This window comes from Curtobacterium sp. PvP017 (assembly GCF_054060195.1).
Map to the genome: position 1 here is coordinate 23,289 of NZ_JBSSCY010000003.1, position 26,469 is coordinate 49,757.

The window sequence follows — 26,469 nt, forward strand, 5'->3', positions numbered from 1 at the left end:
CGTTTGACCGTGGACCAGCCTAGGGCACGCAGCGTGCTCGCGCCCGGAGGCTGGTCGGGGTGGTCGCGCGGGTGCGCGGCCGGGTGGGTTCAGGGGAGCACGACGACCTGCGCGCCGAACACGAGTCCGGCACCGAAGCCGATCTGCAGCGCGAGCCCGCCGGACAGCTCGGGGTGTTCCTCGAGCAGGCGGTGCGTGGCGAGCGGGATGCTCGCGGCCGAGGTGTTGCCGGTGGTGGTGATGTCGCGGGCGATCGTGACGGACTCGGGCAGGCCGAGCTGCTTCGCGAACTCGTCGATGATGCGGATGTTCGCCTGGTGCGGCACGAAGGCGGCGAGGTCCTCGGGCCGGACGCCGGCGGTCTCGAGGGCTTCGCGGGCCACCTTGACCATCTCCCACACGGCCCAGCGGAAGACCGTCTGGCCCGCCTGGCGCATGGTCGGGCGGGGTGCGCCGGCCTCCCACTCGTTGTAGGTCGCCGTCATGCCGATGGCGTCCCACTTGGAGCCGTCGGAACCCCAGATGGTGGGGGCGATGCCGGGGAAGTCGCTCGGGCCGACGACGGCCGCGCCGGCGCCGTCACCGAGCAGGAACGAGATCGAACGGTCGGTCGGGTCGACCACGTCGCTGAGCTTCTCGGCCCCGACGACCAGGACGTGGTCGGCGAGTCCGGACTTGATGAACGAGTCGGCCTGGGCGATGCCGTAGGCGTACCCGGCGCAGGCGGCGCTGATGTCGTACGCGGCCGCGGGGGTGGCGCCGATCCGCTCGGCCAGCAGCGACGCCATCGACGGCGTCGCGACGGTGTGCGTCACGGTGCTGACCAGGACGACGCCGATCTGCGACGGCTCGATGCCGGCCTTCTCGATCGCCTCGCGCGCGGCGGTCTCGGCGAGGTCGACGGCCTCGACGTCCTTGCCGGCGCGCTTGCGGGTGATGATCCCGGTGCGCTGGCGGATCCACTCGTCGGACGAGTCGATCGGGCCGACCAGGTCGTCGTTCGGCACGACGTTCTCGCCGCGGGCGGCGCCGAACGCCAGGATGCGGGTGAACTCGTGGCCGCGGCGCTGGGAGAGTGCGGGGCGTTCGGTCATGCGGATGCGTCTGCTTCCTGGCCCGCGCGCTGCAGCAGGTCGATCGCTGCGGGCAGGTCCTCGGGGGTCTTGATGGCGACGGACGGCGTGCCGCGCAGGCCGCGCTTCGCCAGGCCGACGAGGGCACCGGCCGGTGCGAGCTCGATGATGCCGGTCACGCCGGCGGCGGCGGCGGCGAAGGACTCCATCACCGCGTCCCAGTGCACGGGGTTCGCGATCTGCTGGACCATGAGGTCGACGAACCGGCGACCGTCGTCGACCCGGGAGCCGTCGGCGTTCGTCCAGATCGGCAGGGTCGGGTCCTGCACCGTGGCGGCGGCGGCGACCGGGGCGACCCGCTCGACGGCGGGGGCCATGTACCGGGTGTGGAACGCGCCGGCGACCGCGAGCGGGATCACGCGGGCCTTTGCGGGCGGGTCGGCGACGAGCGCGGCGATGGCGTCGGCGGCGCCGGCGACGACGGTCTGGCCGCCACCGTTGTGGTTCGCGGGGACGAGTCCGTGCTGCTGCAGTGCGGCCGCGACGGCGTCGGCGTCGCCACCGAGGACGGCGGCCATCGACGTCGGCTCGAGCGCAGCGGCGTCCGCCATGGCCCGGCCGCGCTCGGCGACCAGCGAGACGGCGTCGGTCGGTTCGAGGATCCCGGCGACCGCGGCGGCGGTGAACTCGCCGACCGAGTGTCCGGCGACCCCGCCGACCAGCGCACGGCGGCCGTCGGCGAGCAGGGCGTCGGTGGCGACGAGACCGGCGGCGACGATGAGCGGCTGTGCGAGCGCGGTGTCCTTGATGGTGTCGGCGTCCGACGTGGTGCCGTGCGCGGCGAGGTCCACCCCGATCGACTCGGACCACTGCCCGACACGTTCACGAACGGCGGCGTCCTCGAGCCAGGGGGCGAGGAAGCCGGGGGTCTGGGAGCCCTGTCCGGGCGCGACGACGACGATCACCGGACAATCCTGTCGCTCATGCACCGCGGGGCCCGTGTGGGCTTCCCACACGAAACCCCGCGTGACATTGTCGGTTCCCTACCGGCGCGGGGTGATCCGGCGTCGACCCGTGGCCGATTCCGACATGGCGCCGAGGATCAGGGCGGACTGCACGATCAGGGCGTCCCGCGCGTGCGTGGCGTCCCACCCGATGATGTCCGCGACCCGGCGCAGGCGGTAGCGCACGGTGTTCGGGTGCACGAAGAGCTCGCGTGCCGTGGCCTCGAGCGACCGCCCGGTGTCCAGGTAGCACCAGAGCGTCTGGAGGAGCTCGGTGGACTGGTCCTTGAGTGGGACGTAGATGCGCTGCACCAGGGCGGACCGGGCGAGCGGATCGCCGGCCAGGGCGCGCTCGGGGAGCAGGTCGTCGGCCAGCGCCGGACGCGGCACGCCCCGCCAGGCGCGTGCGACGGCGAACCCGGCGAGGGCCGCCTTCGCGCTCGTGGAGGCGTCGACGACCCCGGGGACCTCGTTGCCGAGGACCAGGTGGCCCTCGCCGAACAGCGGTTCGAGCGCCTGCGCGATGGCGGTGAACGACACCGGGTCCTCGCCCTCGGGCACGTCGTCCCGCGGGGTGGAGCGGCCGATCACCACGACGAGCCGCGAGCCCTGCACCCCGACGAGCACGTCGGCGTCCATGTGACGGGCGGTGCGGCGGACCTGGTCGACCTCGAGCTGCTTCGGCGCCGTGCCGACGAGCACTGCCACTTCGCCGTGTCCGTGCCAGCCGAGGGCCGCGATCCGGGACGGGAGCTCGTCGTCGTACTCGCCCGACAGGATCGAGTCCACCACGAGCGCCTCGAGTCGGGCGTCCCACAGCCCGCGGGCCTCGGCGGCGCGGGCGTAGACGTCCGCCGCCGCGAAGGCGATGTCGCGCGAGTACTTGAGGATCGCCTCCTGCAGCATCTCGTCGTCGGCGGCGCGTTCCTCGACCACGGTGACGACCACGCGGATGAGCTGCAGGGTCTGCTGCAGGCTCACCGAGCGCAGGAGCTCACGCGGAGCCGACCCGAAGACGTCGGCCGCGGCGATCCACGGCGTCGACGCGGTGCCCTCGAGCCAGCTGATGAACGAGGTGATGCCCGCCTGGGCGACGAGCCCGACGGCGGAGCGGCGCCCCGGTGGCATCTCGCTGTACCAGGGGAGGGTGTCCTCGAGCCGCTTGATGGTGGCGGTGGAGAGTTCCCCGGACACCTGACGGAGCCAGGAGAGCGCGCGCTCGCGCGCGCTCTCCTGGCTCTGGGCCTTGGACAGGCCCTCGGTGTCCGGTCGGACTGGCGTCACCGGCTGATCAGCTCTCGCCGCCCGCGCTGCCCGTGGTGCCGGCGGTCACGTCGTGCAGGCGGTACTTGTCGATCGCCTGCTGGACGAGTGCGCCGTCGACCTTGCCCTGGCGGGCGAGCTGCTGCAGCGTCCGCACGACGACCGAGGGGCCGTCGATGTGGAAGAAGCGGCGCGCGGCCGGACGGGTGTCCGAGAAGCCGAAGCCGTCGGCGCCGAGCGTGGCGTAGTCGGTCGGCACGAACGGACGGATCTGCTCCTGCACCTGGTGCATGAAGTCGCTGACCGCGACGACCGGCCCCTCGGTGGCGAGCAGGCGTTCGGTGACGTAGGGCGTGCGCGGCGACTCGTTCGGGTTGAGGAACGCGTGCTGCTCCGCGTCGAGACCGTCGCGGTACAGCTCACCCCAGCTCGTGACGCTCCAGACGTCGGCGGAGACGCCCCAGTCCTCGGCGAGGAGCTGCTGCGCCTCGAGGATCCACGGCACCGCCACACCGGACGCGAGCAGCTGGGCCTTCGGGCCGTCGTGCTCGCTCGGCTTGAGCAGGTACATGCCCTTGACGATCCCGTCGACGTCGACGCCCTCGGGCTCCGCCGGCTGGACGATCGGCTCGTTGTAGACCGTCAGGTAGTACATGACGTTCGGGTCGCTGTGCTTGGGCGAGCCGTCCTCGTTCGTGCCGTACATCCGGTCGAGGCCGGCCTGCACGATGTGCCCGATCTCGTACCCGTACGCGGGGTCGTAGGACACCACGGCCGGGTTCGTCGTCGCGAGGAGCAGCGAGTGGCCGTCGGCGTGCTGCAGGCCCTCACCCGTCAGGGTCGTGCGACCGGCGGTGGCGCCGATCATGAAGCCACGGGCCATCTGGTCGCCCGCCGCCCAGATCGCGTCGCCGGTGCGCTGGAACCCGAACATCGAGTAGAAGACGTAGACCGGGATGAGCGGCTCGCCCTGCGTCGAGTACGAGGTGCCGACCGCGGTGAACGCCGCCAGGGCGCCCGCCTCGTTGATGCCGACGTGGATGATCTGGCCCTGCGGGCTCTCCTTGTAGGCCAGCAGGAGCTCCCGGTCGACCGACGTGTAGTGCTGGCCGTTCGGGTTGTAGATCTTCGCCGACGGGAAGTACGCGTCCATGCCGAACGTGCGCGCTTCGTCCGGGATGATCGGGACGACGCGGTCGCCGAAGTCCGGGGAGCGGAGCAGGTCCTTCAGCAGTCGGGCGAACGCCATGGTGGTGGCGATCTCCTGCTTGCCGGAGCCCTTCTTCACGACCTGGTACTTCGAGTCCTCGGGCAGGGTGATCGAGGTGTACTTCGTGCGACGCTCCGGCACGTAGCCGCCGAGCGCCTGACGACGCTCGTGCATGTACTGGATCGCCTCGTCGTCGTTGCCCGGGTGGTAGTACGGCGGCGTGTAGGGGTTCTCCTCGAGCTGCGCGTCGGTGACCGGGATGCGCATCTCGTCGCGGAACTGCTTGAGGTTGTCGAGCGTGAGCTTCTTCATCTGGTGGGTCGCGTTGCGCCCCTCGAAGCTCGGGCCGAGGCCGTAGCCCTTGACCGTCTTCGCCAGGATGACCGTCGGCTGGCCCTTGTGCTCGGTCGCGGCCTTGAACGCGGCGTAGACCTTGCGGTAGTCGTGGCCACCGCGCTTGAGGTTCCAGACCTGGTCGTCGCTGTAGCCCTCGATGAGCTCGAGCGCCTTCGGGTCGCGCCCGAAGAAGTTCTCGCGGACGTACGCGCCGTTCTCGGCCTTGTACGTCTGGTAGTCGCCGTCCGGCGTCTGGTTCATCAGGTTGAGCAGTGCGCCCTCGGTGTCGCGGGCGAGCAGGTCGTCCCACTCACGCCCCCAGACGACCTTGATGACGTTCCAGCCAGCACCGCGGAAGAACGCCTCGAGCTCCTGGATGATCTTGCCGTTGCCGCGCACCGGACCGTCGAGCCGCTGCAGGTTGCAGTTGATCACGAAGTTCAGGTTGTCGAGGCCGTCGTTCGCGGCGACCTGGAGCTGTCCGCGCGACTCGACCTCGTCCATCTCGCCGTCGCCGAGGAAGGCCCAGACCTGCTGGTCGGAGGCGTCCTTGATGCCGCGGTTGGTCAGGTACTTGGCCTGCTGCGCCTGGTAGATCGCGTTGATCGGGCCGATGCCCATCGACACGGTCGGGAACTGCCAGAAGTGCGGCATGAGGCGCGGGTGCGGGTACGACGACAGGCCGCCGCCGGCGTGGGACTTCTCCTGACGGAACCCGTCGAGCTGGTCCTCGCCGAGACGCCCTTCCATGTAGGCGCGGGCGTACATGCCGGGGGAGGCGTGGCCCTGGAAGAAGACCTGGTCGCCGCCGGACGCGTGGTCCTGCGCACGGAAGAAGTGGTTGTAGCCCACCTCGTACAGCGCGGCACTCGACGCGTACGTCGAGATGTGGCCGCCGACGCTGATGCCCGGACGCTGCGCGCGGTGCACCGTGATGGCCGCGTTCCAGCGGATCCACCGGCGGTACCGGCGCTCCAGTTCCTCGTCGCCGGGGAACTCGGGTTCGTTCTCCGGCGCGATGGTGTTCACGTAGTCCGTCGTCGGGACCATCGGCACACCGAGGTGCAGTTCCTTGGACCGCTTGAGCAGGCTCAGCATGATCTCGCGACCGCGCTGGTGTCCGTGGGTCTGGACCAATCCGTCGAGGGACTCACGCCATTCGGCGGTCTCCTGCGGGTCCTGGTCGTTCGCCCCGGTGCTGTACGGGTCCTGGTCGTTCACCGTCACCCTTGACCTCGTTCGTTCTCGTGGTGGTGGACATGGTGGCTCCGGTGGTCGGGTCGCGACCGGATGGGGCCCCGTCCACTCTAGGCCCCAGCACCGACTCGGATGCTGATGGTGCCGTGCAGGTGGACGGGTGCTTGCTTTCGCGTGTCGTCGGCGTAGCATGGCCGATCGTGCACACGCGACCCGCGTGCGCACGGACCCGACGGGCACACCCCACACCCGAGGAAGAAGCACACGTACCGATGGCTCTCGAGATCGGCTCTCTCGCGCCGGACTTCGAGCTCCCGAACCAGTTCGGTGAGCACGTCCGACTCAGCGACTTCCGCGGCAACCGCCCGGTCGCACTCGTCTTCTTCCCGCTGGCGTTCTCGTCGAACTGCACGAACGAGCTCTGCGCCCTGCAGGACAACGTCGCGATGTTCCAGGACCAGCGCGTCGAGCTGATCGGCATCTCGGTCGACTCCAAGGCGACGCTCCGCTCCTTCGCCGAGCTCAACGGCTACGACTTCGAGCTCCTCGCCGACTTCTGGCCGCACGGCGCGGTCTCGAAGGAGTACGGCGTCTTCCTCGAGCACAAGGGCTTCGCCACCCGCGCGACCTTCGTGATCGACGTGCAGGGCCGCATCAAGGCCTCCATCATCACCGAGCCCGGCCTGCAGCGCGACGTCGCGGAGTACAAGGCAGCCCTCGACCGGCTCGCCGCCTGCACCGCACCCGTCCCGGTCGGCTAGCGTTCCGAACCCCTCCTGCGACGCATCCGCGTCGACATCGGACAGGAGGCACGGTGCACGCCATCGACACGGACGCACGTGACCGTGTGGTCACCACCGAGGCCTACGCCCCGTACCCGGTGTCGCCCACGCCCGCCACGTGGCACCTCCGGCGCACCGAGGTCCCGACGCCCACCGGGCCCGTCGTGGTGCACCACCGGCCCGGCCCCGACCCGCTCCTGCTGCTGCACGGCGTCGCGGGATCCTGGTCGACCTGGACCCCGTTGCTGACCGCTGCCGACGGCGTCGGCGACCGGGGACTCGTGCTCGTCGACCTGCCGGGGTGGGGATCGTCCCCGGCACCGGCACACCCGTTCGACCTCGACGACGTCGCCGGGTCGCTGACCACGGTGCTGGAAGCGCTCGGGATCGCGACGGTGGACGTCCTCGGGCACTCGATGGGCGCCTTCGTCGGGATGCACCTGGCGGTCGTGGCGCCCCTGCGCGTGCGGTCGGTGGCCCTGGTGTCCGGCACGACCGTCGCGACGGCGGCCGCCGCACGGCACCCCGTCCGGGCGCTCCGGACGCTACCGGCGTTCACGCTCCTGCGTGCGGGGCTGTCGATCACCGGCGAGGCCGCGCGGCCGGTGCTCCGGGCGTTGTCCCGTGTCGGGCTGCTGGCGCTGCTCGCTGCGCCGGTGTTCACGCACGTGCGACGCCTCGACCGCAGCGTGCTCGACGCCTTCGTCCAGGAGCTCCGGCCGACCCGGTTCACGGACGCGGCACGGATCGCGGCCGGCTACGACCTCGGTCGCTGGCGGGGGATCGCCTGCCCGGTCACCGCGATCGCCGGGCGCGACGACGTGTTCGCGCGCGTCTCGGACCTCGAGGCCGTGCGGGAGCTCGTGCCGCAGCTCCGCACGGTGCTGCTCGACGACTGCGGGCACTTCGCCCACGTCGAGCACCCGGACGCCGTGGCGCGCGAGCTCGGGCTCACCTGACCCCTCCGGACGATCAGGCGGGGACGGGGAACGTCGCCGCGACGCGGGAACGCACCTCGGCGCGGACGGCTCGGCGCATCACGGGGGAGAACAGCGAGTGGTCGCCGTCCTCGACCCGCACGATCGACACCGAGCCGCGCCGGCCGACCCCGCCGTAGCGGCGCAGGGCCTTCTGGCCACCGAGCCGGTCGAACAGGGCGGCGTCGTCCGGAGCGGCGATCACGACGACGTCGGTGCCGTGCTCCACGAGCGGTCGGACGTGCTCGACGACGCCGCCGACGCGGTCCCGCCGGGCGATCCACTCGCGCAGGGCCGTCGGCACGACGGCGTTGTACCGCTGGCGGACCCACAGGCGAGCGGGCGAGGGGGCGTCGATCGCCCGCACGGCGTCCTCGTAGCTGCCGGGGGCGGCCGGCTGCCGGCGGTAGTCGTTCGGGCTGATCTCGACGACCAGGCGGGGTGCCTCGTCGACGGACCGACCGGCGAGCCAGGCGCCGGCGCACATGCCGACGAGCACCAGGCGGTCCGACGGGGTGCCGAGGTCGGCGACGACGGCGGACTGGTCCTCGACCCACTCCTGGGCGAAGAGGAAGCTGCGTTCGTCGTCGCGCACGGTGGAGCTCTCACCGGTGGCCCGGCGGTCGACCCGGACGACGCGGGCACCGTCACGGGCGAGCGCCCGGGCGAGGTCGACCTGGTAGTCGGTGGCTCCGACCCGGTGCTCGGCGGCACCGTTGTGCAGGACCACCAGGGGAGCGTCGTGGTGCTGTGCGGACGAGACGGTCTCGACGGCGAACAGTTCGTCCGGACCGAGGCGGACGATGCGCTCGGACACCCGGCCGTCGACGTCCAGGACCTCGTCGAGCACGGGCGGCACGACCGGTCCCGACGCCGCGGGGGCCCAGGTGTCGAGCCAGGCGACGGCGGCGTCCACGGCGGCTCCGGGGATCCGCGCGTGGATGCTCGTGCCGTCGAGCAGCTCGGCACTGCCGGGCACCTCGACGGTCTCGACGGGCCCGAGGGTCTTCGGGGCACGGGTCTCCGGTCGCACGAGCGCCACGGTCGGACCGGTGCGCGGCGCGAACGCCAGGGTGGAGAGCGCTGCCGCTTCGTCCGGTTCGACCTCGATGCCGATCAGGCTCTCGACGCCGTCCACGAACCGCTCGGTGCCGATGGTGATGGTCGCCAGTGCGCGCTGGCGGCGGAGCCAGCCGCGGCCCGAGGCCGGGGCGTCCCAGACGACCAGGGCGTCGGTCTCCTCGGCGGCGGTCGCGGCGACGAGGGCGGCCGAGGCGAGCCCGACGAACGCGACGTGCCGGACCCCGGACGTGCGGAGCACGGCGGCCGCGTGGCGCGCGGACCGGACCTGCGCGTCGGGGTCGGTGTCGGGTGCGCCGTCACCACGTCCGGACGGGTCGTAGCGCACCGAGGCGATGCCACGGGCCTCCAGGCGGTCTGCGAGCAGGCGGAGCGTGCGGTACGCGATGACGCCCTCCTGCCCCAGCGGCGGGCAGATGACGACCCCGGCCCGCGCAGCGGGCGGCAGCTGCACGGCGGCGCGGACGGCCGGCGAACCGGACCACCCGTGCAGCGTCGTCACAGCGCGAGCGCCGCGCGGACCGGCGCCGGCCAGGCGTCGACGTCCGTGCCGTGTGCGGCGAACAGGGCGATGGTGATGCGCTCCAGTCCGAAGGCGATGCAGGCGCTGTGGGCGACCTCGCCGTCGGCGGTGCGGAGACCGAACGAGGTGCCGAAGTGGTCCTCGTGCAGGTTCGCCGAGCTGATCGCCGTGGTCGGGTGGTCGTCGCCGTAGACGGGCGTGACGAACTCGAACTTCAGCGCCTGCTCGACCTGGTTGCGGGCGAGCATCTGCCCGACGCGACCGAAGAAGGGGTCGTTGGCGGGGACCACGTCGATCTCGAGCCCGAACGACTCGAGGAGCTCGCGCATCACCGGGATCCGGTCGTCGCGGTGCTGCTGGGCCGACGCCGGCGTGCCGATGTGCACGAACTCGTGCATGTGGAAGGCCTGCAGGCGCATCGGGTCGAGCGACGGCTCGCGGCGGAACGAGTCGCCGACGATGTCGAAGCAGCGGCCCTCCTGCGGGATCGTGTCGCCGACCAGGCCGTACACCGGGTGGCAGACCGCCGGGGTGAGCATGAGGTCGGCGGGCTCGAGGAAGCCCTCCCACCGCTCACCGCGCTCGCGGGCGGCGAGCAGTGCCCGGTGCGTGCGGTCGTCGCCGGTGAAGCCGGAGATCGACGCGGCGAGGTCCGGGAACGAGGCGATGTAGTCGGTGCGCTCGAACGCGGCGAGCGGCTCGACCGGCGGGAACCGCAGCACCTCGGCGTCGAGGTCCTGCTGGCTGCGGACGGCCGCGGCGTCGACGGCCGTGTACACGCGCTCGAACACGCCGGTCCGGCCGTACAGCCCGGGCGAGCCGAGGTCGATGAGCACTCGGTCGGCGAGCAGGCGGGCGCGGAGGGCCGCCCGCGCGGCGTCGAGGTCCGGCGCGGTGGTGCTGGTCGCGGTGGTCGTGCTGGTGGTGGGGTCCGTGAGGGTCACAGGATCACTCCCGTCATGAGGGCAAGATCGGCGTCGTTCTTGAGGAGACGGTCGTTGCTCACCATGACGGCGGCACCGTGGGCGTCTCGGAGGTGTCGGGCGATGCTCATCGGGCCGGAGGCCGCGTAGCCCGCGATCCCGACGATGCGGAGCGCCTTGGTGACGATGTCGGTGACGCGTTCGGACGCACCGATCTTGAGGGCGTTCGCCGCGAGGGCGTAGGCGCTCGAGGCGAGCACCTCGGGGTCGTCGGCCGCGGCGTCGAACCGCTCGGCGGCGTGCCGGACGGAGTCGGCGAGGGCCTGCAGGTCGACCAGGAGCTCGGCGAGCCGGAGCGCTCCGGGCGGGGTCGTCCCGATCGCTGCACGCGCCTGCTTGCGGACCGCGGTCCGGGCGCGCTCGCTCGCCGAGGCGGCGATGCCGAGCCAGACCGAGGCCCACAGCACGTGCGAGACCGGCAGGACCGTCTGCGCCGAGATCGCGGAGTAGTCGTCGCGGAACACCCGGTCGACGGTGGTCTCGGTGTCGAGGATCCAGCCGTTGCTGCAGGTCCCGCGCAGGCCCATCGTGTCCCAGGTCGAGGTCTGCGAGAGCACCATCGAGTCGGTCCGGCAGATGAGCAGGCGCTGGTCGGAGGCCGGGGCGTCCGGGTCGCGGCGGGCGGTGACGAACACCGCGTCGGCCTCGGTCGCGTACGAGATCACCGGCGCGTCCTTGCGCAGGCGGATGCGGCCGTCGTCGGTGGCCTCGATCGAGCAGGTCGAACGGCGGGCGTCGCCGCCGACCCCGCGCTCCGTGGTGGCCGAGGCGACGAGCGCGCCGTCCCGGACCGCGGCGATCGTGTCGAGCACGCCGGCACCGTCGCCGCCGTGCCGCCAGAGCGCCATGACCTGGCCCTGGTGCATCGCGAAGACCATGCCGGTGGCGGCGCAGGCCCGGCCGAGCTCGGTGGCGATCGCCGAGAGCTCGGACACGGATGCGCCCTCGCCACCGTGCTCCGTGGGGACGGCGGCGGCGAGCAGCCCGTACTCGCGCATGGCCGCGATGGCCTCGCGCGGCGGGCGGGCGTCGCGGTCGACCTCGTCCGCGAACTGGGCGGCGACCGCAGCCACGGCGGCGGCGCGCTCGGCGAAGCGGTCGACGACCGGTGTCGTCGGCAGGGTCAGGGTCACGAGGCGAGCTCCGCAGCGGCGACGATCGACTCGACGGTGGCGAAGGTGGAGCGGTTCAGGACCGAGTCGGGGAACTCGACGTCGAGCTCGGACTCGACCGCGAGCATGACGTTCACGGTGGCGTGCGACGACAGCCCGAGCGCGTACAGGTCGGCGATCGAGGCGACGTCCTGTGCGTCCACGGTCAGGCGCCCGTGGTCGGCGAGTGCGCGGCGCACGGCCTGTTCGATCGTGGGGTCGAGCAGCGTCGCGGTCGTGCTCGAGTGCTGTGGTTCCTGGTCCATGCTGGCAACCATAAGGAGAACCGGGCCTCGGGAAACCGCCGTGCGGGTGCGGGAAACCGCACGCGATCCGCACCGCCTGTGCCGCGGCACAGGCGGACGTCAGCGGTCGGAGAGCGCCACCGCCGTCGCGACGGCCAGACCCCGCTCGTGCGCGAGGGACACCGCGATCGCGCCGCACCCGATCGCATCGGCCAGGGCGGCGGCGGTCCCGGTCAGCTCCACCGTCGGCGCGCCGTGGTCGTCGAGGACGATCGCCACCTCGCGCAGCGGGATCGCCTGGTCCGGTGCGGGGCGGAGGAGCTTCATCACGGCCTCCTTACCCGCGAACCGGGCGGCCAGGCGCTCCGGGTCGTCGCCCGCGTCGGTGCGCTCCCGGACGGTGAAGAGCCGGTCCAGGTACCGCTCGCCGTGCGCCGAGATGCCCGCCACCACGTCCTCGACCGCGGCGAGGTCGGTCCCGGTCCGGATCGTGCTCATGGCTGCAGGCTACGCAGGTCGCGGCGGAACCGCATGCCCGCAACGGCATGGGCGTCGGGGGCGGTTCGTATGATCGGTGCGAGAGACCACCGAGGGGGAACCGATGGCATCACCGTGGACCGGCATCATCGAGGACGCGCGACACTACCCGTCGCCGCACAACTCGCAACCGATCGTCGTGCGCGTCGAGGACGACCACACCGCGACCGTCTTCTACGACCTGCGGCGGGGGTTGCCGGCGGAGTCGTTCGGCATCCCGTTCGGGCACGTCTGCGCCGGGGTGTTCCTGGCCGGGCTCGAGGTCGTGGCCCGAGCGCACGGCTTCGCCGTGCAGGAGCGGCTCGACCACGCCGAGATGGACTTCGGCCGGCTCGACGCCGGCGACTCCGGGGCGGCGGACGACCACCTGCACCGGTTGGGCACGGTGCGCCTGCGTCCGCGGGCGGTCACCGCGGACGACCGGGAGGCCCTGGCCGTCTTCCTGGCACGGCGCACCTCGCGCAGGCCCTACGACGCGACCCTGGTGGACGACGCCGCCGTGGACGCCGCGTCCGCCATCGCGTCGGCCGCCGGGCAGCGGTTCCGCACCACGTCCGACCGGGCGACCGTCGACGAGATCGTCCGGGTCAACCAGGAGACCCTGTTCGACGACCTGCAGCACGACGCCGTGCACGACGAGATCCTGCACTGGCTGCGGTTCTCGAAGCGGCAGGCGGTGACCACCGGCGACGGGCTGTCGGCGGAGACGATGCTCATGCCCGGACCGGTCCTGCGGTTCGCGATGGAGCACCGTGGGCTGTGGGAGGCACCCGGTGTCGGTGGGGTATTCAAGCGCGTGTACCTGTCGACGATGCGCGGCGTCCGGCAGCTCGGGTGGCTCGAGGGGCCCTTCCGCACGCCGGCCGACTACGTCGAGGCCGGCCGGGTGTTCATGCGGATCTGGCTCGAGTTCAGCGCGCGGGGGATCGCCCTGCACCCGTTCGGCACCGTGATCACGAACCCGCGGTCGCACGCCGCCTTCGTCGAACGCGCCGGCGTCGACGAGTCCGACGGCCGGATGGCCTGGATGCTGTTCCGCTTCGGGCACAGTGCGCCACCGCCCCTGGCGCACCGCAGACCCGCGGCCGCCATGACGCTCGGGGGTGCACGGTGAAGCGCGCGGCGGTCTTCACGGTCGTGTGGGTCGTCGAGACCTTCGTGGCGCTGTTCATGCCCCGCGTCGGCACCCACAAGCTCCTGCTCACGCCGGGCATCGAGCCGCTCCGCTGGACCCTCGGACGCTGGCGTGCCTGGCGGACCGTGGAGCGGGCTGCGAAGCGGGTACCCGCCTACGGGGCGTTCCTGGCGGAGGCGGGACGGGCCTCCCGGCTCGACACGCGTGGCGGGATCGCCGCGGCGATCTCGGGCCTGCCCGAGATGGACAAGGACTCCTACGTCAGACGGTGGAGCATCCCCGAGCGCTGCGTCGACGGACGGCTGCCACGGCGCGGCGTGGTCGTCGACGAGTCGAGCGGGTCGAGCGGCACGCCGACCAGCTGGGTCCGCGGTCCCGACGAACGGCAGGCCACCCGGCAACTGCTGCAACTCGGGTTCTCGCGCACCGCGAAGGACCTGCCGAAGCAGCCGTTCGTGCTCAACGCCTTCTCGCTCGGGGCGTGGGCCACGGGCATGAACGTGACGGCGTCGCTCACCGAGTCGTCGATGATCAAGTCGATCGGGCCGGACCGCGACAAGATCGTGCAGACGATGCGCGAGTTCGGCACCGACTTCACCTACATCATCTGCAGCTACCCGCCCTTCCTGAAGGCGCTGTTCGAGGACGACCGGCTCGACTGGAGCGAGTACACGATCGTCGCGGCGTTCGGTGGCGAGGGCATCAGCGAGAACATGCGCGCCCACATCGAGCAGTACGCGCAGGCCGTCCTCGGTTCCTACGGGGCGAGCGATCTCGAGATCAACCTCGGCATCGAGACGCCGTTCAGCGTGCAGCTGCGCCGGGCGATCGCTGCGTCATCCGAGCTGTCCGCCGCGTTGACGAAGCAGGCCGAGTACGGCGTGCTGCCGATGGTGTTCCAGTTCAACCCGTTCGGGTACCTGATCGAGACGAACGACCTCGGCGAACTCGTCGTCACCATCACCCGGTCCGAGAACATCAGTCCACGGATCCGGTACAACATCCACGATCGCGGGCACGTCGTGCGGATGCGTTCGCTGCGCCGGACGCTGCGCGCACACGGCTTCGACGAGCTCGCCGACGCCGCCGAGCTCGACCTGCCCCTGCTGTTCCACTACGGCCGCTCCGACCTGTCCGTCGACTACAACGGTGCGGTCGTCGCGCCCGACGTCGTGCGTGACGTGGTCTACGACGACCCGGAGCTGCTCGAGGCCGTCGAGAACCACCGGCTGATCAGCTACGAGGACGACCGGGGCGACCGACAGCTGCACATCGCGTTCCAGCTCGCGTCCGGGGCGTCGGGGTTCGACTCGGACAGTGCTCGCTCCGCGGTCATCACCGAGCTGCGGCGGTTGAACAAGGACTTCTCGAACGCGATCCGGACGGCGCCGCCCGGCACCCTGCCGACGGTGGCGTTCTACCCGTACCGGACGGGGCCGTTCCGCGAGGACGGCAAGAAGCTCAAGAACGAGTACGTCTGGCAGCTGCCGGCCGGTGCGGTGGACCAGTGGGAGCTCGACCTGGCCTGGGTCGCGCCGAAGGAGGCCTGAGCGGGCTCGCCGCGCGGGGCGGGCCGGTGCTCGCTAGCCGTACTGCGGTGGCCAGTCGAAGGGGGCGGGCAGGCGCGGGACCTCGCCGATCGTCGTCACGATGAGCACGACCTCGCGCCGGTTCGTCAGCTCGATCGAACGCGGGTTGCCGATCCGGCGGTGGCCGTCCACCCACACGGTGAGCTCGCCACGCAGGCCGCCGACGTGCTCCGGACCGAGCGAGACACCCCACTCGTCGAAGAACTGGCCGAGCGTGAAGGTCTGCTCGGTGGGGGACTCGACGTGCACGATGCCCGAGGTGTCGTGCGTGTGGATCTCGGCGGCGAACTTCCCCCGGTCCGAGTGCCCGATGTTCGCGGGGACCGTCACCGGGTCGTCGCCGTCCAGGATCGTCAGGTGGGTGTGGACGTGCTCGGCGAGCCGCTCACCCCACACGTTCCGCAAGCCCGCCACGTCGGCACGGGCGGACAGGTCGGTCGGCCGCGGCCAGGGTGGAGCGTCGCGCGACGTCCCCGCCCCCGGCGCGGCACAGCCCGACAGCAGCAGGAGTGCGGCCACCGCGACCGCGACGACGCGGGTCCTCACCAGCGGTCGTGGACCGTGGCGCGGAACCACGTGTCGTACAGGTCGTGCACCGTGGCGTCGAGGCCCTCGATCGGCGGCAGGTCACCGGCGGCCGCGTTCGAGCGCGCCTGCTCCGGGTTCCGTGCTCCGGGGATCGCGGCGGTCACGCCGTCCTGCGCGATGACCCACGCCAGCGCCGCCTGCGGCACGGAGACGGCGTCGGGCAGGGACGCCGCGAAGGTCTGCGCCGCGCGCACGCCGTCGTCGTAGTCCACACCGCTGAACGTCTCGCCCTGGTCGAAGGCCTCGCCGTGCCGGTTGTAGTTGCGGTGGTCGCCCTCGGCGAACGACGTCTCCGTCGTGTACTTGCCGGACAGCAACCCCGAGGCCAACGGGACGCGCGCGAGGATGCCGACCCCTGCCTCCAGGGCCGCCGGCAGCACGCGGTCCAGCGGCTTGAGCCGGAACGCGTTGAGGATGATCTGGACGCTCGCGACGCCGGGCCGGGCGATCGCGGCCAACGCCTGGTCGGCCGTCTCGACACTGACGCCGTAGGCGGCGACCGAGCCGTCCGCGACCAGCGCGTCGAGGGCGTCGTACACGGCGTCGTCGCCGATGACCTCGGACGGCGGGCAGTGCAGCTGCACCAGGTCGAGCGTGTCCTGCCGCAGGTTCGTGCGCGAGCGGTCCACCCACTCGCGGAAGTTCGCCGCCACGTAGTTCGACGTGACCTGCTCGGCGCGGCGGCCCATCTTCGTCGTGATCGTCAGCGGCACGTCGGGGTTGGACGCACGCCACGCACCGATGAGCTGCTCGCTGCGACCGTCGCCGTACACGTCGGCGGTGTCGAAGAGCGTGATGCCGGACTCGACGGAGGCGTCCATCACGGCGTTCGCGTCCGCGTCGCTCACCGGACCCCAGTCACCGCCGAACTGCCACGTACCGAGACCGATGGGGGAGACTTCGCGGCCGGTACGGCCGAGGGTGCGACTCTGCATGCCGCCGAGCGTAGTCAGCGGGTTCGCGCGGTCGTTCAGCCGATGGTGGAGACCCCGCGGCGGAGCAGCGCACGGGCCGCCCGAGCGCGGGGGATGACCCAGACGGCCGCCCACAGGACCATGCCGGCCCAGAGCAGGATCAACATCGTCGTTATGAGGGCGTCGTGCTGGTCGCGCATCGACCACGTCATCGCGATCCACAGCGTGCCGAGGACGACCTTGCCCCAGCCAGCGCCCTCGCGGTCGGCCTGCGCCTGGACCAGCGGGATCCACAGCTCCGCCGGGACCCCGTAGGGCACCTGACCGTCGGCGATCCACTCGCGCACCGCGATCGAGCGCTCGTACCCGCCCTCGGCACGCCAGGCGCGCAACTGCAGGTACACGGCGATCGCGGCACCTGCCACCGCGGACGGGATGCCGACGGAGACGAGGACGGTGGTGGTCGCCTCGGTCCACGACGACAACACGAGCATGACGAGGACGACCGCGAACGCCGCACCCGTCACCCCGGAGCCGAGGAGCCGCAGCCGCCCGGATTCGTCGAGGACACCGGCACCGTTCACGAGGGAGAGGGTACGCGCCGTTGCCGAGGTTCCCCGGGGCGGGTGCGCCCCGAGGTTCCGCGGTGTGCCCCGAGGTTCCGCGGTGTGCCCCGAGGTTCCGCGGTGTGCCCCGAGGTTCCGAAATCTCGGCATCTCGTGGCCCTGTTCGCCCGGGATCGGCACCTGGGCGACCATCGCGCGGCATGTCGTGGAACCTCGCCACGTCCTTCTGGTTCGGACTGGAGGCCCGTCCCGCGTCGTTCTCCACAGATGCGTCCCACCGGGGTCGGGCCCGACACCTCGTGCGCGATGCTCTCGTCATGGGGAATCGAGCACGCGTCGACCACTCGCCGAGGCCGTTCCCGGTGCGAGAGGCGCTGGCGGCCGGAGCGAGCCCATCGCGGCTGACCCGCCGCGACCTCAGGGCTCCGGTCCACGGCGTCCGCGTCCGAGCGGACGTCCCCGTGACGGTCGTGGAAGCGATCGCCGTCGTCCTCCGGAGCGACCAGTTCGTCAGCCACACCACGGCCGCTCGGCTCTGGGGAGCGCCGCTCCCGGCACGGCTCGACGACGAACTCGTGCACGTGACGGCGATCGGGACCGCGCCGATCATGCGCCGCCCCCAGGTCATCCCGCACCGGCTTCGGATCGAGGGCTTCCGGCCGGAACTCGTCCGCTGCATCCCGGTCAGCCCGCCAGCGCGCGCGTGGTTCGAATCGGCGTCACTGCTCACCGTCGTCGAACTCGTCGTCCTGGGTGACCACCTCGTCGGTCCGAGCGGGCTCGCCACCATCGACGGACTGGCGGCCGCGATCGTTGCCGGGAGTCGCTCGGCACGACGAGCACGAGCCGCACTCGACGGGGTGCGGACCGGAGTCGAGTCGCCCATGGAGACCCGTCTCCGGCTCGGCGTGGTCGATGCGGGGTTCCCGGAACCCGAGGTGAACGTCGACGTCGTGGACGACCATGGTTCCTTCCTCGGCCGAGCAGACCTCGCGTGGCCGACGCTCCGGATCGCCCTCGAGTACGACGGCGATCACCACCGTGACCGCCGGACCTTCCAGCACGATCAGCGCCGGTCGAACGGCTTCGCGGTGAACGGCTGGATCGTCATCCACGCAACATCCGCCGACACCGGGCGTCCGGCAGTGTTGTTCGAGCGACTCCGACAGGCCTTCGTCCAACGCCAGGTCGAGGGTCGGGCTCGCCGCGCGGCCTGACGCGTCTCCGAAGCGGCGCGGTGCGGGTGGACTCGCTGTGCCGAGGTTCCACAACTCGCCGTGCGTTCGTCGCCGAGGTTCCACACTGACGTGCTCAGGGCCGCGAGATGCCGAGATTTCGGAACCTCGGGGACGGGGCGGGGGACGGGACGGGCGGGCCGACGGGCTCCGCGCGGGTCAGCTGTGCGCCAGGAGCCAGCACATGCCGGCGGCGGCGAAGGCCATCGCCCAGCTGACCAGGCTGCCGATCAGGAAGTACTCCGCCTGGTAGCCGGTCGTCTCGCGCCGGATCTCGGGGAACCGGACGATGCCCTTGGCCGCGATCAGCGCAGCGACCACCGGGAAGGCCCCCGCCACCGCGAACCCGGCCAGCAGCAGTCGTTCGATCGGGCCGATCAGGCGACCGCCCTTGAGGCGCACCGTGTTGTCCCCGGACTGTTCGGCGTCGGCGTCGGAGCGTCGGCGTCGCCCGAACCGGCGGCGGAGGTCGTCGGCCTCGGCGCCCGTGGTAGCTCCGCGCTGGAGTCCCGGCGGGAGTGCCTGGGCGACGACCACGTTCGCGGAGTCGACGAGGAACAGCGCCGAGCCGACACCGCCCACGACGGCGGCGAGCGGAACGGCGTCGACGAACGCCAGGCCCGAGCCGTCGTGCCAGTCGACCACGAAGCCCGTGCCGTCGGGCAGTGGCCCCCAGAGCAGCAGCACGGCCACGGCGACGGCGAGCAGGACCGCGGGCCAGGACCCGGACCCTCGCAGCAGCCCCCGGGCCGTCGGTTCGCCACGGTCGCCGTCCGCGGTCCCGCCACCGGCTCGGACCGGCGCGGTCGTGGCGATCCACGCCGCTGCGAGCACCACCGGGACGAGGACGCTCCACACGGGGACACCGAGACCGAGCCAGGCCACAGCGGACACCCCGGCCCAGAGCACGACGATAGCGATGGTGGTCAGCGTGCGCGGTCGGTGCGCGTCAGTACCGGTGCGTGCCCGGACGACGTCGCCCAGCCCGATGAGTGCGAGGAGGATCCCGGCGAGCATCAGCGTTCCTGTCCCGCGAGGACCCGGAGACCCTCGACGATCGCGGCCACGCCTGACTTCTGCACCGACTGGGAGACCGCGGACGGGGTGATCCCCTCGGTCGCGGCGATCTGCGCCTGGGTCCGGCCCTGGACGAGTCCGAGCGCGATGCGTCGGGCCCGTGGTGTCAGGCGGGCCACGACGTGGTCGCGGCTGAGGAAGTAGGCGTTCACGAGTCGCTCCTCGGTGCCGTGGCGGTCGTCGGACGCGTGGAACCACGACCGGAGGAAGGACGTCCGGCCGTCTTCGCGGCGGTGCGTCTCGTTGATGGCGTCGCGGGCGGACCACCACGCCGGGCCGTCCTGGAGCGGACCGCTCGTGCCGGACCCCACGGTGCGCACCGTCCCGCGACCCATCCCGAGTCGGACCTGCACCGTCGTTGGCAGCGCGAGCATCGCGGCGGTGCTGGCGACGAGCGCGTCGGTGAGCGTTGCGTAGATCACCTGGAACTCGTCGCCGACGGTCGCGTGCACCGGGTCCACCGGGGTGACGTCGGTCGTCTCGCGGAACGCCCGCTCGACGTCGCGCTGCGCGGCGGGGCGGTCCTCGAGCGTGCGGGAGTCGACGAGGTCGAGGATCACGGCGTAGATGGGCTCGTCCGACATGGGTTAAGTGTACGGCTTACTATCGGCGAAATGAAGCCGAGCACTGAACTGGTTCGCGGCCGAGCTGTCCAGCGCCACGATACGGGGGATCGACCTCTAGGATCGAGTCGCGGGCTCTTAGCTCAGTTGGTAGAGCACTTCGTTTACACCGAAGTGGTCGGCGGTTCGAGCCCGCCAGAGCCCACCGCAGACGCGATCACGGGGGGTCCGATGCACAGCCGACGACACGAACCGGTCCGACAGCACTCTGTCGACTTCCTGCCGGGAACGAGTGGGAACCCGGTCGCGCCGTTCCAGCGCGACCACCAGCCCGGACAGGGTCCCATCCGTCACGACTGGGTGTACCTCGTCCCGATCGGCGCGGTCCTGATCGGCGGGGTCATCGCGTTCTTCGTGTGGGGGAACTGACCTCGTGAACGGTCGACCCGGGTTCGTCCGCCTGTTCGCTGGAGTGATCGGTGCGGTGATCGTGTCGGCCGTCGCCCTTACCGGCTGCTCGGACGGTGATGCCGCACCACGTGCATCGCCGAGTGCGCACCCAACCGGAGCGTCGACGACGCCGCGTCCGAACCCGACGACCGACGCGGCAGACTACTTCTCGATCCTGCGGCAGCCGGTCACCGCCGCGGACGCGCTGCCCGAGGAGGACCAGACGACGGCTGCTGCCGACATGGTCCCGGACAGTGCACGGTTCGCGGTCGAGCGCGACGGCACGAAGTACTGGATCGCTGCCGTCGCCGACGGCGGAGCGTGCCTGATCGCACGGAACGATGACCCCGACAGTGTCGACAACTACGCGGTGTGTGCCGGCGGGCAGGATCTCGAGCCGGCATCGGTCATCACGAGCATGATCGACGAGCAGGAACACCAGACCCTCCTGGTGTCCGACGGCTACACCAGTGGCGGACCGGACCCGTTCCAGGAGCTCGCCCCCAACGTCTGGGTGTCGGCGCCCGGCGACTGACCGCACCGCCTGACCGACCGCACCGCCTGACCGACCGCACCGCCTGACCGACCGCACCGGTCCGCGCGACCGACGCGGGGCGGGTCACGTGCGCCGACGGCGGACGGGAGGCGTGGTGCGGGCCCGCACCGCGCCTCCCGTCCGTCCCTGACGTCGCGCCCAGGCCACGACGTCAGCGCTCGACGTGTTCCAGGTCTGCCAGCAGCGATTCGTGGACCGGCTCCCAAGCGAGCGTGCGACGCGTGTGCTCGCTCGACGCCGGCTGGTCCATCACGAAGATCGGGGCGAACGCCCCGAACGTCTCGTCCGCGACGCGCTCGACCGGTAGTCCGAGCCGTCGGCCGATCACCTCGGCGACGTCGCGCACCCGGTCGCCCTCGTCGGCCACGGCGTGCCAGACCGTGCCGGCCGGTGCGACCTCCAGCGCCAGTCGGAAGAGGACGGCAGCGTCCCGCGCGTGCACGGCGGGCCAGCGCTGTTCGCCGTCTCCGGGGTACCCGGCCACACCGCTGCCTCGGGCCGTCTCGGTGAGGATGCCCGCGAAGCCGCCCGCGCCGTCGGCGTGCACGGTGCGCGGCAACCGGATCGCGGACACCCGCACGCCACGCTCGGCCAGGTCGAGCGCGGCGAGCACCGATCGAGCGCGGCCGGCGACCGGTCCCTCGTGGGGCAGGGGGTCGGCCTCGGTCGACGCCCTGCCCGGGACCCACGGTGTGCCGGACACGACGACGAACGGGCGGTCGGAGCCGACGAGTTCCTCGCCGAGTACGGCCATCGCATCTGCTTCCTCGGCGATGCCCCGGGTCAGGGCTTCCGGCGAGCTGAAGTCGTTCGAGAACGCGAGGCTGACGACGCCGTCGGCGGCGCGCGCACCGGCACGGAGGGCGTCGAGGTCGCTGAGACCGCCCCGGACCGGTTCGGCGCCCGCCGCGGTGAGGGCTGCAGCGGAGCGTTCCGAGCGGGCGAGCGCAGTGACGCTGTGGCCTGCGGCGATGAGTTCGGCGACGACGGCCGTTCCGATGGTGCCGGTGCCGCCGGTGATGAAGACGCGCATGGGATCCTCCAGTGATGGGACAAGTGTCTCGTCACCGTACACCCGTGATGAGACAATTGTCCCGTCCCGTAGGATGCTCCCATGGCGCGATGGGAACCGGGAGCTCGGGAACGGCTGGTCCTGGCCGCCGTCGACCTGTTCTCCGAACAGGGGTACGACGAGACGACCGTGACGCAGATCGCCGAGCGCGCGGGGGTCACGAAGAGCACCTTCTTCCGACACTTCCCGGACAAGCGCGAACTGCTCGTCGCCGGGCAGGAGACGTTGAGCCGCTTGTTGTCCGAGGGGATCACCGACGCAGCGCCCGAACGTTCACCGCTCGACGCCGTCGCTGCTGGACTCGAACGTGCATCGGGCGAGATGGGTCCGATGAACCGCGAGCTGGGTCCGCGACTCAAGGCCGCGGTCGCCGCGAGCGCCGAGCTCCAGGAGCGCGACGCCCTGAAGAGCGTCGGTATGGCCGCCGCGATGACCGATGCGCTCATCGAGCGCGGGGTCGCGGAACCGACGGCCCGGCTCGCGAGCGAGATGGGCGTGCTCGCCTTCAAGCAGGGGTTCGACCGGTGGGCCGGTGCGGCACGCGCTGATGACGACGGACTCGCGGGCCATGCGCTCGCAGCGTTCGCCGAGCTGCGGGAGGCTGCTGCCGCGCTCCGGTGAGCACCGCCGACGCGGTACGACGAGGCCGTTGTCGCACGACGTCGACCTCGTCGTTCCGCATCGGGTCAGCGCCGACCAGCGCCCGCGTCAGCCAGCCACCACGTGCGGGTACTCGTCCGAGCGTCCCTGGAACGCGAGGATCGCCGGGTTGCGCACGTGACCGTCCTTGATCTCGACAGCGCGTCGGATCGTGTCCGAGTCGGCCCACGACGACGGGCCCTCCATCACCGGTCGGAGGAACGGCATGAGCGCCTCGCTGATCTCCCACGTCGTCGAGTTCCAGAGCAGCGACGGGCTGTGGTCGACGGCGTAGTAGTTCGTGCTCTCGCCGACGGTGATCATCGGTTCCGCGAAGGTCGTCGCCTGCGCCCACTCGAACCCCATCCCCACGTCGATCGAGACGTCGACGATGAGGCTGCCCGGACGGAACACGCCCAGGTCCTCGGTTCGCAGGTACGTGAGCGGGGCGTTCGGGTCCTGGAGCGTGCAGTTCACGACGATGTCGTTCTCGGCCAGGTACGGCGCCAGCGGCACCGGACCGTCCTCGGTCTTCACCGTGTTGCCGCTGGGGTCGTGGTCGTCCTGTCTGATCTGCAGCATGTCGACGGAGGGGATCGGCGACCCCACGGCCGCGATGTCGCGGTTGGTCAGGACGCGGACGTCGTGGATCCCGTGGGCGTTCAGCGCGGTGACGGCTCCGCGGGCGGTGGCCCCGAAGCCGATCACGACCGCGGTGAGGCGGCGGCCGTAGTCCCCGGTGGAGCCGCAGAGCTGCAGGCCGTGGATGACGGAGCAGTAGCCCGCGAGCTCGTTGTTCTTGTGGAACACGTGCAGGCTGAACCCGCCGTCCGACCGCCAGTGGTTCATCGACTCCCACGCGATGAGGGTCAGGCGCTTGTCGATCGCCACCTGGGTGAGGGCGGGGTCCTGCACGCAGTGCGGCCAGCCCCACAGGACCTGTCCGTCCCGCAGGTCCTCGAGGTCGGACACCTGGGGCTTGGGCAGCAGGACGACGTCCGACGCGGCGATGAGCTCGTCTCGGTCCGCCATGGCGCCGACGAGGGGTTCGAGCTGGTCGTCCGTGACGCCGAAGCGGCGACCGTACCCGCGTTCCAGGATGATGTTCGCGCGCAGGTCGGGGTCGATGCGCTCGAAGTGGGCGGGATGGATCGGGAGGCGGCGTTCGTCGGGTTTCCGCGACTCGGCCAGCACCCCGAGGTGCAGCAGCGGCGATGCTGCCGGTGTTTGGGTCATGGTGCACTCTACGGCCGCGTGCCGCCGCCGAGCGCCGTGAGCACCAGGGTCTCCATGTCGGGGCCGTCCTGGGCCCCGTGGTCGATCAACAGCCCGTGCATCCCGGCGGCCGCCGTCCGGTACGCCACGGTGGTCCCACTCGCGCTGCGGTTCCAGCTCGCGTACATCGGCTTGCTCTACACGGCGCTCGCGTTCCAGATGGTGTCGACGTGGGTCCGCGGCGACCTCGGGATCCTGCCGCCGGTGTTCCTCGTGCTCATGGTGGCGGTGCTCGTCTGGATCGTCCCGCTGACGCTCCGCCGGATCCGCCGTGCGACGGCCTACACCGCGCGGCACGCGGACCTGGTCGACATCGCCCAGACTTGATCCGTGTCCCAGACGATCCACTTCCACCAGAAGCACCACGACGCCGTCCAGCGCGGCGACAAGGTCACGACGGTGCGCTGGCAGGAAGACGTCCGCACCGGCCCCGCGGTGTTCGTCTTCGACGAGCACCCCTCGGCGACGCCGCTGGCCGGCCAGGTCACCGAGGTGACCGACCACCGCCTGGCGGAGCTCACCCCTCGCGCCGCGCACCAGCCGGCCGACACCGACATGGCCGACTTCGCTCGGCAGCTGCGCGCCAACTACTACCCGGACATGCCGGACAACGCGGTGGTCCAGGTCGCGGTCATCGCGCTCGACGCGACACCGCCTGCGTGACGTCCGCCAGGGCGGTGGACGCCACGACCTGACGGACGGGAGGCGCGGTGCGGGCCCGCCCCGTGCCTCCCGTCCGCCCGTCGGTCGCGCCCAGGGCGCGTGGTGGCGTCAGCCGTCGGTCTCGCCGTCGACGCAGTTCTCGACCTGCTGCGCCAGCTGCGAGTCGTCACTGAACGAACTCGGCGCGGCGGTCGCGGCGGTGTCCGACACCGCGTCCTGCGCGGTGTCGTTGACGGCGTAGAGCGGGCCGTCGAAGTCGTCTGCGGTCGGGTCGGCGGTGCTCGCCCAGACCGACACGGCGTCCTCCTCGTCGTCCTCGTTCGTGTCGTCGTCGCCCTTCGGCATGATCGTCGCACCGATGTACCAGCCGCCGTCGCCCTTCTGGATGTTGGCGGCGGTGATCGTGTCGTCCGGGCCGACGGCGTCCGCGATCAGGTCGACCGCGGCACCCGAGGCGAGGTCGCACTCGGCCGCCTGCGACTTCTCCTCGGAACCGGGCAGCTGCCCGACGGGGTTCGGGTTCTGTGCGCCGCCCGGGTCGCAGGCGGTGAGCAGCAGTGCGAGGGTGGCGGCACCGAACAGCGCCGTGGCGGTCTTCGTTCGCGTGGACATGGACGTGACGGTAGGCGAGCACGGGTGCGCGGCGACCCAGGCGCCCGCGACGGCCGGGCGGTGTGGCGATCCGACCATCACCGGTGCAGCGTGGCCTTCGGGTACTCGCCGTAGCGGCTCGTGTACTCCGCCGAGAACCGGCCGAGGTGCGCGAAGCCCCAGCGGCGGGCGACTTCGCTCACCGAGGTGGACGTCGAGTCGAGCCGCAGCAGGTCGCCTCGGACGCGCTGGAGACGCACGGACCGGACGTAGGTCGAGGGCGGCATCCCGAACAGCCGCTGGAACGACTCCTGCACGGCACGGACGCTCAAGCCCGACACGGCGGCGAGGTCCGACACGGCGATCGGTTCCGCCGCGTGCTCGTGCACGTGGTCGACCGCTCGCCGAATCCGGGCGTTCCGCGGGGCCCACAGGGCGCTCGACGGCCCGGCGGCCTTCGGCGGGTACAGGGCGAGGAAGGCCACGGCGACGGCCCTGGTGGCGTCCGACCACGCGCTGGAGGCCACGCCGTGTTCCGCGAGGACGCGACGAGCGGACTCGAGGACGTGCCGCCAGCGCACGACGGCGTCCGCGGTGGGGACGGCGTGTTCGTCGAGGTGCAGGCCGCCAGCGGGCAGACCGTGGCGCTCCTCGGCGACGGTCCGGACGAAGGAACGGTCGAGGTGCACCATCACGGCATCGTGGTTGCGCGCCTCGACCACGGCGTGTCGTTCGGTCGGCATCAGCGTGGGTGCGCCGTTGTCGACCGGTCCGCCGCCGCGCAGGAGATCGAGCGTGACGACGCCGCCGAGCACCAGGACGACGACGTACGCGTCGTCGGGAGCCACGGTGCCGCGGACGTACCCGCGCATCTGCGACCGGCGGAGCGTCACGTTGCCGTCACCGACGGCGAGGTACCGGAACGAGTACGCCCCGGTGGTCGGACGGGTCTGCCAGGCGGTGCCCGTGACGAGGCCCGGCAACTGCTCGAGCGCCTGTTCGGGCGAGGACGCCGAGGCTTCCAGGCGGACCGGTGCGACCGCGGTCACGGTGGTGCGCTCGCGGGTGTTCGCGGATGACGTCTCGTCGACGAATTGCTGCGGCACGGTGAATATCCCTGATCGTCTCGAGGAACACAGGAGTTCCGGCGACCGGGGTCCGGGGCAGCTGCCGCAAAGCTACGTCCGTCCTGCTC

General features: G+C 71.7%; 28 protein-coding genes and 1 tRNA gene. 11 read left to right on the forward strand and 18 right to left on the reverse strand.

Annotation, left to right across the window (positions count from 1 at the left end):
• Positions 1-89 precede the first annotated feature (89 nt).
• From ACVKXF_RS07630 to aceE, 4 genes are all read right to left on the reverse strand, one after another.
• Positions 90-1,094, reverse strand: coding sequence for a beta-ketoacyl-ACP synthase III (locus tag ACVKXF_RS07630; protein WP_123312869.1), 1,005 nt, complete (start codon positions 1,092-1,094; stop codon positions 90-92).
• Positions 1,091-2,038 carry an ACP S-malonyltransferase gene (locus ACVKXF_RS07635; protein WP_456795351.1) on the reverse strand — a complete coding sequence of 316 codons (948 nt, stop codon included), beginning with the start codon at positions 2,036-2,038 and terminating at the stop codon, positions 1,091-1,093. Before ACVKXF_RS07635 ends, ACVKXF_RS07630 begins: the two co-directional genes overlap by 4 nt.
• Positions 2,039-2,116: 78 nt before the next feature.
• Positions 2,117-3,331, reverse strand: coding sequence for a PucR family transcriptional regulator (locus ACVKXF_RS07640; RefSeq protein ID WP_111085717.1), 1,215 nt, complete (start codon positions 3,329-3,331; stop codon positions 2,117-2,119).
• 37 nt (positions 3,332-3,368) lie between these two features.
• Positions 3,369-6,113 carry a pyruvate dehydrogenase (acetyl-transferring), homodimeric type gene (gene aceE / locus ACVKXF_RS07645; protein ID WP_222660852.1) on the reverse strand — a complete coding sequence of 915 codons (2,745 nt, stop codon included), beginning with the start codon at positions 6,111-6,113 and terminating at the stop codon, positions 3,369-3,371.
• Positions 6,114-6,355: 242 nt separating this feature from the next.
• Here aceE and ACVKXF_RS07650 point away from each other — a divergent pair, with 242 nt between their 5' ends.
• Entirely contained in the window at positions 6,356-6,844 is a 489-nt protein-coding gene (locus ACVKXF_RS07650) for a peroxiredoxin (protein WP_111085695.1), read from the forward strand.
• A gap of 53 nt (positions 6,845-6,897) precedes the next feature.
• A complete protein-coding gene (locus ACVKXF_RS07655; protein WP_456795352.1) occupies positions 6,898-7,824 on the forward strand; it encodes an alpha/beta fold hydrolase in 927 nt (308 codons plus the stop codon).
• 13 nt (positions 7,825-7,837) lie between these two features.
• On the opposite strand, the gene ACVKXF_RS07660 is transcribed toward ACVKXF_RS07655, so the two are convergent.
• The 5 genes from ACVKXF_RS07660 to ACVKXF_RS07680 form a co-directional block, all read right to left on the reverse strand.
• Entirely contained in the window at positions 7,838-9,424 is a 1,587-nt protein-coding gene (locus ACVKXF_RS07660) for a hypothetical protein (protein ID WP_456795353.1), read from the reverse strand.
• Positions 9,421-10,389, reverse strand: coding sequence for an amino acid--[acyl-carrier-protein] ligase (locus ACVKXF_RS07665; RefSeq protein WP_456795354.1), 969 nt, complete (start codon positions 10,387-10,389; stop codon positions 9,421-9,423). Before ACVKXF_RS07665 ends, ACVKXF_RS07660 begins: the two co-directional genes overlap by 4 nt.
• Complete coding sequence (locus tag ACVKXF_RS07670; protein WP_456795355.1) at positions 10,386-11,561, reverse strand: acyl-CoA dehydrogenase family protein; 1,176 nt, start codon at positions 11,559-11,561, stop codon at positions 10,386-10,388. The genes ACVKXF_RS07665 and ACVKXF_RS07670 overlap by 4 nt, the downstream gene beginning before the upstream one ends.
• Entirely contained in the window at positions 11,558-11,845 is a 288-nt protein-coding gene (locus ACVKXF_RS07675) for an acyl carrier protein (protein WP_222660863.1), read from the reverse strand. Before ACVKXF_RS07675 ends, ACVKXF_RS07670 begins: the two co-directional genes overlap by 4 nt.
• Positions 11,846-11,944: 99 nt before the next feature.
• Positions 11,945-12,322 (reverse strand): holo-ACP synthase, encoded by a 378-nt coding sequence (locus ACVKXF_RS07680; RefSeq protein WP_456795356.1) that lies wholly within the window; start codon positions 12,320-12,322, stop codon positions 11,945-11,947.
• A gap of 103 nt (positions 12,323-12,425) precedes the next feature.
• Between ACVKXF_RS07680 and ACVKXF_RS07685 the strand changes: the two genes are divergently transcribed.
• Positions 12,426-13,475, forward strand: a complete 1,050-nt coding sequence (locus ACVKXF_RS07685; RefSeq protein WP_456795357.1) for a hypothetical protein — start codon at positions 12,426-12,428, stop codon at positions 13,473-13,475.
• Complete coding sequence (locus ACVKXF_RS07690; RefSeq protein WP_456795358.1) at positions 13,472-15,046, forward strand: CoF synthetase; 1,575 nt, start codon at positions 13,472-13,474, stop codon at positions 15,044-15,046. The genes ACVKXF_RS07685 and ACVKXF_RS07690 overlap by 4 nt, the downstream gene beginning before the upstream one ends.
• Before the next feature lie 33 nt (positions 15,047-15,079).
• On the opposite strand, the gene ACVKXF_RS07695 is transcribed toward ACVKXF_RS07690, so the two are convergent.
• From ACVKXF_RS07695 to ACVKXF_RS07705, 3 genes are read right to left on the reverse strand one after another with little or no spacing between them, the layout of a single operon-like run.
• Entirely contained in the window at positions 15,080-15,631 is a 552-nt protein-coding gene (locus ACVKXF_RS07695) for a hypothetical protein (protein ID WP_456795359.1), read from the reverse strand.
• Positions 15,628-16,608, reverse strand: coding sequence for an aldo/keto reductase (locus ACVKXF_RS07700; protein ID WP_456795360.1), 981 nt, complete (start codon positions 16,606-16,608; stop codon positions 15,628-15,630). The genes ACVKXF_RS07695 and ACVKXF_RS07700 overlap by 4 nt, the downstream gene beginning before the upstream one ends.
• 35 nt (positions 16,609-16,643) lie before the next feature.
• Complete coding sequence (locus ACVKXF_RS07705) at positions 16,644-17,171, reverse strand: hypothetical protein (RefSeq protein ID WP_396291020.1); 528 nt, start codon at positions 17,169-17,171, stop codon at positions 16,644-16,646.
• A 443-nt stretch (positions 17,172-17,614) separates the two neighbouring features.
• On the opposite strand from ACVKXF_RS07705, the gene ACVKXF_RS07710 reads away from it, so the two are divergent.
• Positions 17,615-18,370, forward strand: coding sequence for a hypothetical protein (locus ACVKXF_RS07710; protein ID WP_456795361.1), 756 nt, complete (start codon positions 17,615-17,617; stop codon positions 18,368-18,370).
• A 177-nt stretch (positions 18,371-18,547) separates the two neighbouring features.
• Here the strand turns inward: ACVKXF_RS07710 and ACVKXF_RS07715 are convergent, their stop codons facing one another.
• On the reverse strand, positions 18,548-19,405 hold the full coding sequence (locus ACVKXF_RS07715) for a hypothetical protein (RefSeq protein ID WP_456795362.1): 858 nt from the start codon (positions 19,403-19,405) through the stop codon (positions 18,548-18,550).
• The gene (locus ACVKXF_RS07720; protein WP_456795363.1) at positions 19,405-20,049 is read right to left on the reverse strand and encodes a SatD family protein; all 645 of its coding nucleotides are present in this window, start codon (positions 20,047-20,049) and stop codon (positions 19,405-19,407) included. Before ACVKXF_RS07720 ends, ACVKXF_RS07715 begins: the two co-directional genes overlap by 1 nt.
• Positions 20,050-20,160: 111 nt before the next feature.
• Here ACVKXF_RS07720 and ACVKXF_RS07725 point away from each other — a divergent pair.
• The 3 genes from ACVKXF_RS07725 (at position 20,161) to ACVKXF_RS07735 (ending at position 21,013) form a co-directional block, all read left to right on the forward strand.
• Positions 20,161-20,233, forward strand: a tRNA-Val gene (locus tag ACVKXF_RS07725).
• 26 nt (positions 20,234-20,259) lie between these two features.
• Positions 20,260-20,457, forward strand: coding sequence for a hypothetical protein (locus ACVKXF_RS07730; RefSeq protein ID WP_456795364.1), 198 nt, complete (start codon positions 20,260-20,262; stop codon positions 20,455-20,457).
• A gap of 4 nt (positions 20,458-20,461) precedes the next feature.
• Positions 20,462-21,013: a hypothetical protein gene (locus ACVKXF_RS07735; RefSeq protein ID WP_194648760.1), complete on the forward strand. Its 552-nt coding sequence runs from the start codon at positions 20,462-20,464 to the stop codon at positions 21,011-21,013.
• A 172-nt stretch (positions 21,014-21,185) separates the two neighbouring features.
• Here ACVKXF_RS07735 and ACVKXF_RS07740 read toward each other — a convergent pair whose 3' ends face one another.
• Entirely contained in the window at positions 21,186-22,067 is an 882-nt protein-coding gene (locus ACVKXF_RS07740; protein ID WP_456795365.1) for an NAD-dependent epimerase/dehydratase family protein, read from the reverse strand.
• Between the two features lie 81 nt (positions 22,068-22,148).
• Here ACVKXF_RS07740 and ACVKXF_RS07745 point away from each other — a divergent pair, with 81 nt between their 5' ends.
• Positions 22,149-22,727 carry a TetR/AcrR family transcriptional regulator gene (locus tag ACVKXF_RS07745; RefSeq protein ID WP_123292596.1) on the forward strand — a complete coding sequence of 193 codons (579 nt, stop codon included), beginning with the start codon at positions 22,149-22,151 and terminating at the stop codon, positions 22,725-22,727.
• 87 nt (positions 22,728-22,814) lie between these two features.
• Here the strand turns inward: ACVKXF_RS07745 and ACVKXF_RS07750 are convergent, their stop codons facing one another.
• Complete coding sequence (locus ACVKXF_RS07750) at positions 22,815-23,981, reverse strand: N(5)-(carboxyethyl)ornithine synthase (protein WP_456795366.1); 1,167 nt, start codon at positions 23,979-23,981, stop codon at positions 22,815-22,817.
• Positions 23,982-24,035: 54 nt separating this feature from the next.
• Between ACVKXF_RS07750 and ACVKXF_RS07755 the strand changes: the two genes are divergently transcribed.
• Entirely contained in the window at positions 24,036-24,347 is a 312-nt protein-coding gene (locus tag ACVKXF_RS07755; RefSeq protein WP_456795367.1) for a hypothetical protein, read from the forward strand.
• Between the two features lie 3 nt (positions 24,348-24,350).
• Positions 24,351-24,683, forward strand: a complete 333-nt coding sequence (locus ACVKXF_RS07760) for an ASCH domain-containing protein (protein WP_456795368.1) — start codon at positions 24,351-24,353, stop codon at positions 24,681-24,683.
• A 108-nt stretch (positions 24,684-24,791) separates the two neighbouring features.
• Here ACVKXF_RS07760 and ACVKXF_RS07765 read toward each other — a convergent pair whose 3' ends face one another.
• Together ACVKXF_RS07765 and ACVKXF_RS07770 are read right to left on the reverse strand one after the other, a co-directional pair.
• Positions 24,792-25,295 (reverse strand): hypothetical protein, encoded by a 504-nt coding sequence (locus tag ACVKXF_RS07765; RefSeq protein ID WP_456795369.1) that lies wholly within the window; start codon positions 25,293-25,295, stop codon positions 24,792-24,794.
• A 77-nt stretch (positions 25,296-25,372) separates the two neighbouring features.
• Positions 25,373-26,380: a helix-turn-helix transcriptional regulator gene (locus tag ACVKXF_RS07770; protein WP_456795370.1), complete on the reverse strand. Its 1,008-nt coding sequence runs from the start codon at positions 26,378-26,380 to the stop codon at positions 25,373-25,375.
• Positions 26,381-26,469 lie beyond the last annotated feature (89 nt).

What these genes read in the sequence shown, in the direction of transcription:
- ACVKXF_RS07630 (WP_123312869.1), bottom strand. Translation starts at nt 1,094, where the DNA reads ATGACCGAACGCCCCGCACTCTCCCAGCGCCGCGGCCACGAGTTCACC.
- ACVKXF_RS07650 (WP_111085695.1), top strand. Translation starts at nt 6,356, where the DNA reads ATGGCTCTCGAGATCGGCTCTCTCGCGCCGGACTTCGAGCTCCCGAAC.
- ACVKXF_RS07675 (WP_222660863.1), bottom strand. Translation starts at nt 11,845, where the DNA reads ATGGACCAGGAACCACAGCACTCGAGCACGACCGCGACGCTGCTCGAC.
- ACVKXF_RS07680 (WP_456795356.1), bottom strand. Translation starts at nt 12,322, where the DNA reads ATGAGCACGATCCGGACCGGGACCGACCTCGCCGCGGTCGAGGACGTG.
- ACVKXF_RS07685 (WP_456795357.1), top strand. Translation starts at nt 12,426, where the DNA reads ATGGCATCACCGTGGACCGGCATCATCGAGGACGCGCGACACTACCCG.
- ACVKXF_RS07700 (WP_456795360.1), bottom strand. Translation starts at nt 16,608, where the DNA reads ATGCAGAGTCGCACCCTCGGCCGTACCGGCCGCGAAGTCTCCCCCATC.
- ACVKXF_RS07715 (WP_456795362.1), bottom strand. Translation starts at nt 19,405, where the DNA reads ATGCTCGCCGGGATCCTCCTCGCACTCATCGGGCTGGGCGACGTCGTC.
- ACVKXF_RS07720 (WP_456795363.1), bottom strand. Translation starts at nt 20,049, where the DNA reads ATGTCGGACGAGCCCATCTACGCCGTGATCCTCGACCTCGTCGACTCC.
- ACVKXF_RS07730 (WP_456795364.1), top strand. Translation starts at nt 20,260, where the DNA reads ATGCACAGCCGACGACACGAACCGGTCCGACAGCACTCTGTCGACTTC.
- ACVKXF_RS07740 (WP_456795365.1), bottom strand. Translation starts at nt 22,067, where the DNA reads ATGCGCGTCTTCATCACCGGCGGCACCGGCACCATCGGAACGGCCGTC.
- ACVKXF_RS07745 (WP_123292596.1), top strand. Translation starts at nt 22,149, where the DNA reads ATGGCGCGATGGGAACCGGGAGCTCGGGAACGGCTGGTCCTGGCCGCC.
- ACVKXF_RS07750 (WP_456795366.1), bottom strand. Translation starts at nt 23,981, where the DNA reads ATGACCCAAACACCGGCAGCATCGCCGCTGCTGCACCTCGGGGTGCTG.
- ACVKXF_RS07755 (WP_456795367.1), top strand. Translation starts at nt 24,036, where the DNA reads ATGTCGGGGCCGTCCTGGGCCCCGTGGTCGATCAACAGCCCGTGCATC.
- ACVKXF_RS07765 (WP_456795369.1), bottom strand. Translation starts at nt 25,295, where the DNA reads ATGTCCACGCGAACGAAGACCGCCACGGCGCTGTTCGGTGCCGCCACC.